The following is a 13,003-nucleotide window of genomic DNA, read 5'->3' as shown; positions in this document are numbered from 1 at the left end:
CACGCCGTGCGGATCATCGGATCGTGCGGATCATCACGCCGTTCGGATCGTCAGGCCGTCGGCCCCACCGCGCCGGACGGCGACTCGGCGTCCTCCTCCGCCGGGAACGCCACCGACGCCAGGATCGCGCCCATCAGCGCGCCGAAGTCCTCGACGTGCTCGACGGCCGCGGTGTCCATGGTGAAGACCGCGGTGTACGGCGCCGCGGGGAACGGTACGTACACCTGGAGCTGTCCGCTGGTCACGGTGACGTCCTCGCCGCTGGCCGTGTAGGCGCCGTCGATGACCACGCTGCGCGAGGTGGTGACCGACACGCCGGGACCGCACGGCAGGTCGAGCCACTGGACGTCGTGCAGCGGGCGCCGGCCCCACAGCTCACGCAGGCCGAGCGCGGCGATCTCGGCGTCGGGCTGGCCGGACGGCATCGCGCCCACGGTCAGCGAGCAGTGGCCGACCTGGCCCTCCCCGACGTCGAACAGCCCGATACCGGTGAAGGCGACCCCGGCCGCCACCAGGTCCTCCGCCACCTGGCCGTAGACCGCCTGAAGGACGGTCCACAGGTCGGCGTCGCCCTCGGGGAAGATGTCGCGGACCAGTTCGGCCACCGCGGCGCCGCGTTCGGCGGCGTCCAGCGGCAGCGGTACCGCGTGCAGGCCCTCCGGCACCCCGAAGGTCATCGGTGGCAGCCGGACCCCGCCGGCGGGGCCGGAGCCCGGATCCGGGCCCGCGCCCGGCGCGAAGCCGGCCGCCGTGTCCGTCATGGCGTCCCTCTCAGTGCGCCGGGACCGGGGAGGCCCCGAGCCCGAAGTCGTTCTTCGCGATGCCGTGGATCTTGCGGGCCGTCATCGCGCCCTTGACGGTGGCGTCGATGCCCCGGCCCAGCCCGCTCATCGGCGCGATCAGCTCGGTCGATTTGATGAACGGCAGCTTGGTCAGCATGTTGACGCCCTTGGAACCGAGCAACTGCCCGCCGCGCACGTTCTGGTACGCGCCCTCCATGGCCAGCGTGGCGCGCCCGGCCGCGTTGTTGGCCCTGAGCACGGGGAACGCCTTGAGCGGACCGAAGAGCTTGAACTGCTTGCTGATCCCGGTCACCCCGCGCACGTCGTCACCGAGCTGCCCGGCGCGGGCCGCCACGTCGGCGCCCTCGGCGAGCTTGACGCCGGAGGTGGCGCCCTTGATGCCGGGGATGAGGCCGACCGCGTCGAAGGCCAGGTCGGCCCAGCTGACGTCGGCGCCCTCCAGCTTGGCCAGGCCCTGGGTCAGCAGCGCCGCGCCGCTGAACGCCATCGCGCTGGCGGCGAAGATCGCGCCCAGCGGCTCCAGCGGCGCGGTGATGATGGCCAGTACGCCGAGCACGCTGCTGATGGCGCTCAGGATGTCGCCGATATGGGCGATCATGTCGGCGTGGTCGTGCAGCCACTGGGCGCAGTCCGTCCAGGCGCCCTCCACGTCGTGGACCATGCGGCTGAAGAAGCCCGGCTTGTCCGGCGCGATGTCGCCGGCCTTGTGCAGCTGGCCGCCGATCGCCTTGGCGGCCGAGTTGTAGCGGTCCTGGAGCTCGTGGGCGCGGCTGATGACGCCGTTCAGCGCGGAGTCGGCGTCGCTGAGGGCGTGCTGCTTGCGCTTGGCGTCGGCGGCCGCGGCGGCCGCCTGCGCGGCGGAGGGCTGCGGCGCGGTTTCGGGGGACGGGCTGGGCACCGGGCGGTGGCCGTCGACGCTGACACCGGCCGCCGCCTGCGCGGACGACAGCGCGGACTTCTTGGCGGCGGCCTCGCGCTCCAGCGCCCGGGCCTCCTGCTGGAAGCCGTCCAGCCTGCTCGCCCAGTTCGCCATCGCGTGCGAGGAGTGCTCGAAGGACTCGTGCGCCTTGCGCAGCAGCGGTTCGACGTCGTGCGCGACGTGGTCGGCGAAGGCCTTGGCGGCCTTGCCCTTCCAGGCGCCGCACTCGATCTGGTCGATCTCCTGGACGGTGGTGCCGAGTTCGGTGGCTATGGAGCCCAGCTGCCGTGCCAGACCCCGGGTCAGGTCCACGTCGCCGGGGGCCGGGTCGAACCCGAGGGCGGGGAAGTCGTGCGCGGTGGTCACTTGGTCGCCTTGTGCAGTGAGTTGGCCAGTTTGATGTCGGCGTCGTCGAACGTCTTGCCGATCTGGTCGATGGTTTCCACCGTGCTGTGGGTGTGCTGGCCTATCTGGCCGATGCCGTACTTCCAGTCGTTCGCGTAGTCGTGCACCGCGTCGATCAGCGAGGGCGCGCCGACCACCGTGCCGTCGGCGTTGGACAGCGCCTTGCGGGCGGCGTCCATCTGCTGCGTGATGTGGCTGAACGTGCGCTTCAGGTCGTCGAGGACCTCGCTGTGCACCGTCAGATCCGCCATGCCGAAATCCTCCCCGTCAAGCCATGGCAATGGTTGAGCATGTCAAACGGGACACCCGAAGTGCCCCCAGAAGTTGCGTAGATGGTGTGAAGACGTGGGGCGGGTACGCCGATGCCCCGGAACGCGGTGGGTGTTCCGGGGCATCGGCGGACGATCGGTGCGGTGCCGACCGCCGGTCGCCGGGGCCGCACGCGCGCGGCGCCGGCCGACGGCGGTCGTCAGGCCGTCGCGTCCGGGTCGCCGCCGAAGCGCTCGCGGAAGGCGTCGAGGTCCTCGTCGGTGATCTTGGCGAACAGCACCGGCGGCACGGTGAACGGCGTGCCGGCCGGGACGGCGTCCAGCGCGCGGGCCCGGTCGGGGCCGACCCAGGTCGCGGTGTCCGACTCCAGCGTGAAGGCGTCGCGCATCGCCCGGGCGGAGGAGGGGATGAAGGGCTCGGAGACCACCGCGTACAGGTGGATGAGGTTCATCGCGGTGCGCAGGGTCAGGGCGGCGGCGTCCTGGTCGGTCTTGATCTCCAGCCAGGGCGCCTTCTCCTCCAGGTAGGCGTTGCCCGCGCTCCACAGCGACCGCAGCGCCTGCGCGGCCTTGCGGAACTGGAGCGCCTCCAGCTGCTCCTCGTACTCCGCCAGCAGCGCGGCGATCTGCTCGCCCAGCTTGTGCTCCGCCTCGCCCGCCGGGCTGCCGGCCGGGACCGCGTCGCCGAACCGCTTGCGGGAGAAGGACAGCACCCGGTTGACGAAGTTGCCGAGGGTGTCGGCCAGGTCCTTGTTGACGCCGGCCGCGAACAGCTCCCAGGTGAAGCTGGTGTCGTCGGACTCCGGGGCGTTGGCCATCAGGAAGTAGCGCCAGTAGTCGGCCGGCAGCACCTCCAGCGCGGCGTCGGTGAAGACGCCGCGGCGCTGCGAGGTGGAGAACTTGCCGCCGTAGTAGTTCAGCCAGTTGAACGCCTTGACGAAGTCCACCTTCTTCCACGCCGCCCGGGTGCCCAGCAGGGTCGCCGGGAACATGACGGTGTGGAACGGGACGTTGTCCTTGGCCATGAACTCGGTGTAGCGGACCGTGTCGTCGGCCTCCCACCACCACGAGCGCCAGTCCCGGGCGGCCGGGTCGAGGTCGGCCCACTCCCTGGTCGCGCCGATGTACTCGATGGGCGCGTCGAACCAGACATAGAAGACCTTGCCCGCGGCGGCCAGCTCCGGCCAGGTGTCGGCCGGGACCGGGACGCCCCACTCCAGGTCACGCGTGATGGCCCGGTCCTGCAGCCCCTCGGTCAGCCACTTGCGGGCGATGGAGGAGGCCAGGTTCGGCCACTCCTTGCCGTGCTCGTCCACCCACGCCTCGACCTCGGCGGCCAGCAGCGACTGGAGCAGGAACAGGTGCTTGGTCTCGCGGACCTCCAGCCGGCTGCTGCCGCTGATCGCCGAGCGGGCGTCGATCAGGTCGGTCGGGTCCAGCACCCGGGTGCAGTTCTCGCACTGGTCGCCGCGCGCCTTGTCGTAGCCGCAGTGCGGACAGGTGCCGACGATGTACCGGTCGGGCAGGAAGCGCTCGTCGTCCAGCGAGTAGACCTGCCGGATCGCCCGCTCCTCGATGAACCCGTTGCGCTGGAGTTCGCGGGCGATCTCCTGGGTGGCCTCGTGGTTCTGCGGCGAGGAGCTGCGGCCGAAGTAGTCGAACGAGATCTGGAAGCCGTCGTAGACCGCCTTCTGCGCCCGGTGCTGCTGCGCGCAGAACTCGGCGACCGGCAGCCCGGCCTCCTTGGCGGCCAGCTCGGCCGGGGTGCCGTGCTCGTCGGTGGCGCAGATGTACAGCACGTCCTGGCCGCGCTGGCGCAGGTACCGCGCGTAGACGTCGGCGGGGAGCATGGAGCCGACCATGTTGCCCAGGTGCTTGATGCCATTGATGTACGGCAGGGCGCTGGTGATCAACTGTCGGGCCATGAGCCAGGTGCTCCCAAGTCGCTACGAAGCGTGAGGATTCCGCTGAACGGGGTGCCGGCGGAGTGCGGCAATCGTATCCGACCGTCCCCCGCCCACCCGCCCGATTCCCGTCCCGCACAAGGCTTCCGGGCCGTCGCGCGGCCCGCGCGGGCGGTACGCGGCGATCGCGGACCGGAGGTCACGCCCGGTTCGCGAGCAGCTTCTCCAGCACGAGCGCGACGCCGTCCTCGTCGTTGCCGGCGGTGACCTCGTCGGCGACCGCCAGCAGCTCGGGGTGCGCGCCGTCCATCGCGACGCCGTGGCCGGCCCAGCGCAGCATGGGGATGTCGTTGGGCATGTCGCCGAAGGCGATCGTGCCGGCCGCCCGCACCCCCAGCCGCCGGGCGGCCAGCGACAGGCCGGTGGCCTTGGTCAGGCCGGGCGGCAGCAGCTCCACCATGCCGGGGCCGGCCATCACCACGTCGACCAGGGCGCCGACGACCGCGCGGGCGGCGGCGGTCAGCTCGTCGTCGGACAGCACCGGGTGCTGGAGGAAGACCTTGCCCAGCGGTTCGGCCCACACCTCGGCGCGGTCGGTGAACGTCCGCACCCGCTGGCCGGGGTAGTAGGAGTACCCGGGGCCGGCCAGGAAGGTGCCGTGCAGCCCGTCGCGGGTCGCGGCCACGAAGACCTCGCCGACCTCCGCCTCGATCTTCTCCAGCGCCGCCGCGGCCGACCGGCGGTCCAGCGTGACCGAGGTCAGCAGCCGCCCGGCGCCGGCGTCGTAGACCTGGCCGCCCTGCCCGCAGACCGCCAGGCCCTGGTAGCCGAGGGCCTCCAGGACCGGCTGGGTGCTGGCGGCGGACCGCCCGGTGACCACGATGTGCGCCGCGCCCGCCGCGGTGGCCGCGGCGAGCGCGGAACGCGACCGTTCCGAGACCGTCAGATGATCAGACCGCAGCAGGGTGCCGTCGAGGTCGGTGGCGATCAGCCGGTACGGAAAAGGGGCGCCGCTGTCGTTCACTTGGCGACCGGCTCCAGCACGTCACGCCCGCCGAGGTACGGACGCAGCACCTCGGGCACCGTGACCGAACCGTCGGGGCGCTGGTGGGTCTCCAGCAGCGCGACGATGGTCCGCGGCACCGCGCACAGCGTGCCGTTGAGGGTGGCGAGCGGCCGGGTGACCTGCTTGCCGTCCTTGTTCTCCCGCATGCGCACCGACAGCCGGCGGGCCTGGAACTCGTTGCAGTTGGAGGCCGAGGTCAGCTCGCGGTACTTGCCCTGGGTGGGGATCCACGCCTCGCAGTCGAACTTCCGCGACGCCGAGGCGCCGAGGTCGCCGGTGGCCACGTCGATGACCTGGTACGCCAGCCCCAGGCCGGACAGCCACTGCTTCTCCCACTCCAGCAGCCGGGTGTGCTCCGCCTCGGCCTCCTCGGGGGCGACGTAGGAGAACATCTCGACCTTGTCGAACTGGTGCACCCGGAAGATGCCCCGGGTGTCCTTGCCGTACGTGCCGGCCTCGCGGCGGAAGCACGGGCTGAACCCGGCGTAGCGCAGCGGCAGCTGGCCCGCGTCGATGATCTCGTCCATGTGGTACGCCGCGAGCGGGACCTCGGAGGTGCCGACCAGGTAGAAGTCGTCCTTTTCGAGGTGGTAGACGTTCTCGGCGGCCTGGCCGAGGAAACCGGTGCCCTCCATGGCGCGCGGCTTGACCAGCGCCGGGGTCAGCATCGGCGTGAGGCCGGCCGCGGTGGCCTGCGCGATCGCCGCGTTGACCAGGGCCAGCTCCAGCAGGGCGCCGACACCGGTCAGGTAGTAGAAGCGCGAGCCGGACACCTTCGCGCCGCGTTCCACGTCGATGGCGCCGAGGCCCTGGCCCAGCTCCAGGTGGTCCTTGGGCTCGAAGCCCTCGGCGGCGAAGTCGCGCGGGGTGCCGACGGTCTCCAGGACGGTGAAGTCCTCCTCACCGCCGACCGGCACGTCGGGGTGCACGACGTTGCCCAGCCGCAGCAGCAGCGACTGTGCCTCCTCGGCGGCCTGGTCCTGCTCGGCGTCGGCGCTCTTGACCGCGGCGGACAGCTCGGCGGCCTGCCGGAGCAGCTCCGCCTTCTCCTCGCCGGACGCCTTGGGCACGCGCTTGCCGAGCGCCCGCTGCTCGGCGCGCAGCTGGTCGAAGCGGGAACTGGACGACCTGCGCCGTTCGTCGGCGGAGAGCAGCGCGTCGACAAGGCCGACGTCCTCTCCACGGGCGCGCTGGGAGGCGCGCACACGGTCGGGGTCCTCACGGAGCAGGCGAAGGTCAATCACGGCGACAGGCTACCGGGCCCGGCCCGCGCTGCGATAGCGAGTTCTGATGCGGATATGTGGTGATCTGTCCCTTGTAAAGGAATGCCCGGGTGATCTCCGGACGCCGCCGTGCAATGGCGCCCGACCGCATTCCGTCCGATCCGCCGAACGGCGAGCCTTCCACGGTCCGCGCGGGCTCCGCGGTGCGGCGGAACGCTGGTTATCCACAGGCTGGTTGGGGATGGTTCACGCGTTGTCCACAGGGTGTGCGAGGGAACTGTGGATGTCGGGCCCGATCGTTTCCAGCGATTTTCGCGGCGCTCATGATTCCCGAGGCAAACCCGGTTAACACTCACTTTCGAGTGAGAATGGTTACCTCTATAGAGTTGATCGGAGCAATTGGGCTGACGAATAATGATCTGATGCCCTGTGAGCGATCTGCTGACTTCGGGGTGATTTGTCGATCCGGCCGCGTTTCGGCGCCGACCGACAGGTCGACTTTTCCCCAGGCGGCGCAACGGCCTGTGGATAACTTGCGGATCATGCACAGCCGCCCTGAGCCCCGGATTCCGCTGACCGTGCGGGGCCCGCCCCGCACGGTCAGATACGGCCGTCGAGCGCCCGCCCGAGCCACTCCGACGCCTCGGTGAACTCCGCGTCGGTGGTGCCGGGCCGCACCTGCGGGCGGACCTCGTCGGCGCGCGGATAGGAGCCGAGGAACCGCACCTTCGGGCAGATCCGCTTCAGGCCCATCAGCGCGTCGCCGACCCGGCGGTCGGTGATGTGGCCCTCGGCGTCGATGGAGAAGCAGTACCGGCCCAGGCCGCCGCCGGTCGGCCGCGACTCGATGCGCATCAGGTTGACGCCGCGCACCGAGAACTCCTGGAGCAGCTCCAGCAGCGCGCCCGGCCGGTCGTCGCCCAGCCACACCACCGCCGACGTCTTGTCCGCCCCGGTCGGCGCGGCGGGCCGGCCCGGCTGCCCGACCAGCACGAACCGGGTCTGCGCGTTCACCGTGTCGTGGATCTCGCTGACCAGCGGCTCCAGGTGGTAGCGCGCGGCGGCGAACTCGCCCGCGAACGCGCCGTCGTAGCGGCCCTCCTGCACCAGCCGGGCACCGTCCGCGTTCGAGGCCGCCGACTCCCAGTGCGCGTGCGGCAGGTGCGCCGCCAGCCAGTTGCGCACCTGCGGCTGCGCGACCGGGTGCCCGGTGACCGTCTTGACGTCGCCCAGCGCGGTGCCCGGCCGCACCAGCAGCGCGAACGAGATCGGCAGCAGCACCTCGCGGTAGATCATCAGCGGCGCGCCGGTGGCCAGTTCGTCCAGCGTCGCGCTGACGCCGCCCTCCACCGAGTTCTCGATGGCGGCGAACGACCCGCCCGCCTCGCCGTTGCGCACCGCGTCGAACGCGGCCGGTACCGACACCATCGGCACCAGGTCACGGGTCGCGGCCTCCGGCAGCGTGCGCAGCGCGGCCTCGGTGAAGGTTCCCTCGGGGCCGAGGTAGGTGTAGCGGGATGCCGAAGACGGTGTCATGCGGCCAGCCTACGCGGACGCCGCCCGCCACCGCCCGGCGTCGCACCCCGCCCCCGACCGGCCGCGACACCCGCCCCCACCCCGCCGGACCGGGGATTTCCCGGGCGGCGGGCCGAGGGCGGGGTTACGCCGTACGGGTTACGGGGGTGGGACGGGTTGCGGGACGCGGGGTCGGGGTTGCGGGGGTGGGGGCGGAGTGGGACGGGGACGGGGCTGGGGGCGCGGTCGGTGGGCGGTGCGGTCCGTTCCGGGTGGTCGGGGCGGCGGCGCGGTCCGGACCGTACGCCGTGGCGTGTCCACCGGGGCCGGTGACCCTGCGCGTCCGCCGGACGGAGCCCGTCGCCACGTCTGCCGGAGCCGACCCGCTGGCTGCCCCTCCATCCTCCGGAGCCGAGCCGGAGGCTACCCCTCCAGCAGGCCCTGCCCCACGTACTCGCCCGGCCGTGCGGCCGGCGGCACCGCGAACAGCGCGCTGGACTCGTGCCGGATGAAGCGGGACAGCGCGTCGGCGCTGTCCAGCTTCCGCTGCACCTTGATGAAGCCGTTCAGCGGCGCCGCCTGCCAGGCGACGAACAGCAGGCCGGCGTCCGGGGTGCCGTCCGGGTCGAACCCGTCATGGAAGGAGAACGGCCGGCGCAGCATCTTCGCGCCGTCGTTGGACTGCGCCGCCGCCACCCGGATGTGGGCGTCGCCGGCCACCGCCAGCGTGCCGTCGCGGTCCATCCGGTCCAGGTCGACCGGGGTGGACTCGGTGCCGCCCGACAGCGGCGCGCCGTCGGACTTGCGCCGGCCGATGACCGCCTCCTGCCGGGCGAGCGGCTGCTGCTCCCAGGGGTCGAGCAGCATGCGGATGCGGCGCACGACCGCGTAGGAGCCGCCGTTCATCCACGCCTGCCCGCCGGGCCGGCCGGCCACGAAGAGCGCGGAGCGGAAGTCGTGGTCGGCCGGCTTGGGGTTGTTGGTCCCGTCGACCTGCCCCATGAGGTTGCGGACCGTCCGCGGCTTCGCGGTGGCGCCGGGGGTGCGGCTGAAGCCGTTCATCTGCCAGCGGACCGCGGCGGTGCCGGCGGCGGCCCGTTGCAGGACGCGCAGCGCGTGGAAGGCGACCAGCGGGTCGTCGGCGCCGATCTGGATCCACAGGTCGCCACCGCCGCGCGCCGGGTCGAGCGCGTCGGAGCTGAACGGCGGGATCGGCGTGAAGTCGGCGGGCAGCCGCGAGGTCAGCCCGGTCCGGGAGAAGAAGCTCCGCCCGAAGCCGAACGTCACCGTCAACGAGGACGGCCCGGCGTCCAGCGCGACCTGGTCGTCGTCGTCCGGGGCCCGGCCGGCCGTCATCGCCTCCGCCGCCCGTGACCAGCGCCGCAGCAGCGCGGCCGCCCGCGCGCGGTCCGCGCCGGCCGCCAGGTCGAAGGCGACCAGGTGCGCCACGGCCTGCGCCGGCGTGGTGATCCCGGCCTGCTGGGGGGCGGCGGCGGTGCCGTGGAACGCCACCGCGTCCGCGCCGACCGAGGTCAGTGCCGCCGGGGCCGGGTCGGCCGCCGCGTACCCGGCCGCGCCGCCCGCCCCGCCGGCCAGGACACCGGCCGCGCCGGCCGCGCCCGCGGTGCCCAGCAGCCGCCTTCGTGTGATGTTCTGATCGCCCATCAGCTGATGGTCACCTTCCTGGTCACGGTCACCTCGTCGATGGCGGAGGTCCGAACGGTCAACGACAGCTGCCAGGTCCCCGGCATCGGCACCTGCAACCCGACCGCCTCCCAGCTGCCGGGGCCGGTGTGCCGCAGCCGCACCGGCAACGGGCCGATGCCGCGGGCGGTGAGCGTGAACGCCACGTCCAGCTCCGGTACGTTCATCGGATTGCCGACCGGGTCGCTGACCACAAGGTGCAGCTGGTCCGCACCGGTCCGGGCCGGTGCCAGGTGGACGTCCACCGTCCCCTTGCCCTTCGGCCCGCCACTGTCGAACGGAACGGTCGCCAGGTACTCCCCGGTCGCGGCCGGCGCGGTGGCCATGCCGTTCGCGGACGCCGCAGCCTTCGCCTCCTCGGCCGCCCGGCCCGGTTCGCTGCCGCTCAGCACGGTGGTGACGGCCAGCACGACGACCGCGATCGCCGCCTCCGCCAGCACCGACCGCCGCAGCCCGGACCGCACCGGGTCCGCGTCCCGCACCCGCAGCCGGCTCACCCGCTCCCGCACCGCCCGCTGCCGCGCGAGCTGAGCGGCCCGCAGGGGGTCGGTCGGCCGGTCGGCTGAGGGGCGAGTGCCGTCGGGGGGACCGGCGCCCACGACAGCGGCGGCCTCCGTCTTGACGGCTTCCGCAGCGGCCTCCGCCTTCAGGGCCTCCGCGTTCACGGCCTCGGTAGCCGCCTCTGCCTTGACGGCCTCCGCCGGTGTCCCCGCTTCCGCCGTCGTCAGCTTCGCCGTCCAGCGGCGGGAGACGCCCGCGACGGCGACCACGCAGGCGACCAGGGCGATCTTCACCAGCAGCCAGCGGCCGTACGCCGTGCCGAACAGCGCGTGCCATGAGCCCACCTGCCGCCAGGACTGGTAGACGCCTGTGGACACCAGCACGCACACGCAGCTGAACGCGATGCCGGAGAAGCGGCGGACCGCGGCCGCCGGCACGCCGCCCGCCCGGTACAGGCCGGTCAGCAGCGCGGTCAGGCCGCCCAGCCAGACCGCCATCGACAGCAGGTGCGCGATGTCCAGCGGCATGGCCAGTGCCGGCTGGACGCCGACGGAGGCGTGCTCGGTGAGCGACCAGGTCGCCGCGATCCCGGCGGCCACCACCGCGCCGGCCACCAGAGCGCCGGTGCGGGGCCGGCCTTGCGGCTCCGCCCGGGGTCCGTCCTCCGGCTCCGCCCGGCGCCCGCCGAACAGCACCGACAGCACCACCGCGGCGGCCGCCAGCAGCAGCAGACGGCACACCAGCGCCTCGCCGGACGGGCTGCCGACCACCGACCGCAGACCCGCGAGGTCGAAGACCCCGCCGAGCCTAGTGCCGTTGACGTACGGGCCGCGCAGCAGCAGCAACGCGATCGTGGCCGCCGCGACCGCCGCCCAGCCGCCGGTCGCCAGCCGGCGCAGCGGCCGCAGCCGGGTGCCGCCCGGCCAGCACAGCGCGAGGAACGCCGCCGAGCCGACCAGCACGGCGAACCCCAGGTAGGCCACGTACCGCCCGATGCCGTACAGCGCGCCGGCGAGCCCGCCGCCCGCCTCGGTCTGCCGCGGGATCGCCGAGGTTTTCGACGGCGCGCCGACCGAGAACGTCCAGGCGCCGCCCACCGGGTGGGTGTCCGCCGAGACGGCCTTCCACGCCACCGTGTACGTGCCGTCGCGCAGCCCGGACCGCAGGCCGATCGTCGCACTGTCCGGCCGGCCGGCCGCGTGACCGGGCGCGCCGCGCTGCACCGGCTTGCCCGCCGGGTCGTAGACGGTCAGCGAGTCCGCGGACAGCAGCACGCCCTCGGAGAAGTAGAGGGTGATCCGGTCCGGCGCCGTCCTGACCACCGAGCCCTGGGACGGGTCGGAGCGCAGCAGGGCCGCGTGCGCGGAGGCGGGCAGGGCGCCGCCGAACAGCACCGCCGTCAGCACGCCCAGTACGACTATCAGTCGCCGCAACCCCATCAGTCCTTCGGCCGGTACGTCGCCGGTTCGACCGGCACGCGCACGGTGATCGGTGCCGAGTGGGCGAAGTGCAGTTCGAACGAGACCTGCTGGCCGATCTTCGGCCGGCCGCCCCGCAGCCCCATCAGCATCAGGTGGTCGCCGCCAACCGCCAGCCGGAGCGTGCCGCCGGCCGGTATCGCCAGGTCCTTGGTGCCCTGCATCGCCCCGGCCGCCGTCGTCACCATCAGCGACGCCTGCGAGGCGAACGCGGTCGACACCGAGGTCAGCGCGTCGTCCCCGCCGCCGGTGTTGCGCACGGTGAAGTACCCGGCCGCCATGTCCGCCAGCGGCGGCTGCGGCACGTACGCGCCGGAGACCGACAGCTTCGGCGTGCCGCCGCCGGACGAGGACGAACACCCGGCCAGCGCGGCCGTCGCCGCGACGGCCGCCGCCGCGGCCGTCAGCGCCGGACGCCTCACGGGGTCACGCCCTTGATCAGGTCGGGCATGTCGTGCTCGTACTGCTTCACCGTGACGCCGGCGGTATACAGGAAGTGCGCCTTGTTGTCCTTCGGCGAGAACGCGAAGACCTCGGCGCCGTGTTCGACGCTGATGCTGCCGTCCTTCTCCTTGACCGGCTTCTCCACCAGGATGCCCAGGCTGTGCGCGGCCGCCTGGATCGCGGCGAACTTCCCCGTCAGTCCGATGAACGCCGGATCCTGCGCCCCCAGCCAGGCCTTCAGGCGCTGGGGGGTGTCGCGGGTCGGGTCGGTGCTGACGAACACCACCTGCAACCGGGACCGCTCGGCGGCCGGCAGCTTGCTCTTGGCGTCCGCGATGTCCGCCATCGTGGTCGGGCAGACGTCCGGGCAGTGCGTATATCCGAAATACAGCAGCGTCGGCTTGCCCGCGGTCTCCTTGACCAGGTCGAACGGCTTGCCGTCCGAGTCGGTCAGGTCGAGGTCGGGCTTGGCGAACGGCTGGTCCAGCGTGATGGCCGCGCTGTCCGGGTTCGCCGTCGACGAGACCACGGCGGCCGGCGCGTTGCCCTGGGCCGGCGACGACGTCCCGCACGCCGTGAGCGTCAGCGCCGCCGCCCCGGCGAGCAGCGCGCCACCGGTGAGTCGATTGCTCCGCATGAAGTGTCCCCAGTAGGTGGTGAGGTGAAGTGCGTGGTGAGGTCAGGTCCGCCGGGCCGAGCCGGGCGGTGAGGTGGGGCGACGGGCCCGGCCGCGCGGCCGGGCCCCGCGGCGGGCGACACGCGGCATGGCCGC

11 protein-coding genes are annotated in these 13,003 nt (G+C 72.9%); all 11 read right to left on the bottom strand.

From position 1 onward, the window contains the following. Window positions 1-50 precede the first annotated feature (50 nt). The 11 genes from POF43_RS16265 to POF43_RS16215 all read right to left on the bottom strand — a co-directional run bounded on the left by POF43_RS16265 (window position 51) and on the right by POF43_RS16215 (window position 12,868). Window positions 51-761 carry a hypothetical protein gene (locus POF43_RS16265; RefSeq protein WP_271322890.1) on the bottom strand — a complete coding sequence of 237 codons (711 nt, stop codon included), beginning with the start codon at window positions 759-761 and terminating at the stop codon, window positions 51-53. Window positions 762-771: 10 nt separating this feature from the next. Next, entirely contained in the window at window positions 772-2,088 is a 1,317-nt protein-coding gene (locus tag POF43_RS16260; RefSeq protein ID WP_271313770.1) for an enoyl-CoA hydratase/isomerase family protein, read from the bottom strand. Next, complete coding sequence (locus POF43_RS16255) at window positions 2,085-2,378, bottom strand: hypothetical protein (RefSeq protein WP_271313769.1); 294 nt, start codon at window positions 2,376-2,378, stop codon at window positions 2,085-2,087. The genes POF43_RS16260 and POF43_RS16255 overlap by 4 nt, the downstream gene beginning before the upstream one ends. Before the next feature lie 218 nt (window positions 2,379-2,596). Then, a complete protein-coding gene (gene metG / locus POF43_RS16250) occupies window positions 2,597-4,321 on the bottom strand; it encodes a methionine--tRNA ligase (RefSeq protein WP_271313768.1) in 1,725 nt (574 codons plus the stop codon). Between the two features lie 178 nt (window positions 4,322-4,499). Continuing rightward, window positions 4,500-5,324 carry an HAD family hydrolase gene (locus POF43_RS16245; RefSeq protein WP_271317863.1) on the bottom strand — a complete coding sequence of 275 codons (825 nt, stop codon included), beginning with the start codon at window positions 5,322-5,324 and terminating at the stop codon, window positions 4,500-4,502. Continuing rightward, window positions 5,321-6,610, bottom strand: a complete 1,290-nt coding sequence (serS, locus tag POF43_RS16240; protein WP_271317862.1) for a serine--tRNA ligase — start codon at window positions 6,608-6,610, stop codon at window positions 5,321-5,323. The genes POF43_RS16245 and serS overlap by 4 nt, the downstream gene beginning before the upstream one ends. A gap of 579 nt (window positions 6,611-7,189) precedes the next feature. Beyond that, the gene (gene pheA / locus POF43_RS16235) at window positions 7,190-8,125 is read right to left on the bottom strand and encodes a prephenate dehydratase (protein ID WP_271317861.1); all 936 of its coding nucleotides are present in this window, start codon (window positions 8,123-8,125) and stop codon (window positions 7,190-7,192) included. 402 nt (window positions 8,126-8,527) lie between these two features. Then, the gene (efeB, locus tag POF43_RS16230) at window positions 8,528-9,769 is read right to left on the bottom strand and encodes an iron uptake transporter deferrochelatase/peroxidase subunit (RefSeq protein WP_271324746.1); all 1,242 of its coding nucleotides are present in this window, start codon (window positions 9,767-9,769) and stop codon (window positions 8,528-8,530) included. After that, the gene (locus tag POF43_RS16225) at window positions 9,769-11,748 is read right to left on the bottom strand and encodes a copper resistance CopC/CopD family protein (RefSeq protein WP_271324747.1); all 1,980 of its coding nucleotides are present in this window, start codon (window positions 11,746-11,748) and stop codon (window positions 9,769-9,771) included. The genes efeB and POF43_RS16225 overlap by 1 nt, the downstream gene beginning before the upstream one ends. Then, window positions 11,748-12,209, bottom strand: coding sequence for a copper chaperone PCu(A)C (locus POF43_RS16220; protein ID WP_271324748.1), 462 nt, complete (start codon window positions 12,207-12,209; stop codon window positions 11,748-11,750). Before POF43_RS16220 ends, POF43_RS16225 begins: the two co-directional genes overlap by 1 nt. Beyond that, window positions 12,206-12,868 (bottom strand): SCO family protein, encoded by a 663-nt coding sequence (locus POF43_RS16215; protein WP_271324749.1) that lies wholly within the window; start codon window positions 12,866-12,868, stop codon window positions 12,206-12,208. Before POF43_RS16215 ends, POF43_RS16220 begins: the two co-directional genes overlap by 4 nt. Between the last annotated feature and the right edge of the window lie 135 nt (window positions 12,869-13,003).

Source organism: Streptantibioticus silvisoli, from assembly GCF_027947535.2.
In the GTDB taxonomy this organism is placed as follows: Bacteria; Actinomycetota; Actinomycetes; order Streptomycetales; family Streptomycetaceae; genus Streptantibioticus_C; species Streptantibioticus_C silvisoli.
This window is presented reverse-complemented; position numbering and strand designations above follow the sequence as displayed.

Bases quoted from the DNA above. Each gene is read 5' to 3' on its own strand.
- pheA (WP_271317861.1), bottom strand. From the start codon at position 8,125: ATGACACCGTCTTCGGCATCCCGCTACACCTACCTCGGCCCCGAGGGA.
- POF43_RS16215 (WP_271324749.1), bottom strand. From the start codon at position 12,868: ATGCGGAGCAATCGACTCACCGGTGGCGCGCTGCTCGCCGGGGCGGCG.
- POF43_RS16225 (WP_271324747.1), bottom strand. From the start codon at position 11,748: ATGGGGTTGCGGCGACTGATAGTCGTACTGGGCGTGCTGACGGCGGTG.
- POF43_RS16265 (WP_271322890.1), bottom strand. From the start codon at position 761: ATGACGGACACGGCGGCCGGCTTCGCGCCGGGCGCGGGCCCGGATCCG.
- metG (WP_271313768.1), bottom strand. From the start codon at position 4,321: ATGGCCCGACAGTTGATCACCAGCGCCCTGCCGTACATCAATGGCATC.
- POF43_RS16255 (WP_271313769.1), bottom strand. From the start codon at position 2,378: ATGGCGGATCTGACGGTGCACAGCGAGGTCCTCGACGACCTGAAGCGC.
- efeB (WP_271324746.1), bottom strand. From the start codon at position 9,769: ATGGGCGATCAGAACATCACACGAAGGCGGCTGCTGGGCACCGCGGGC.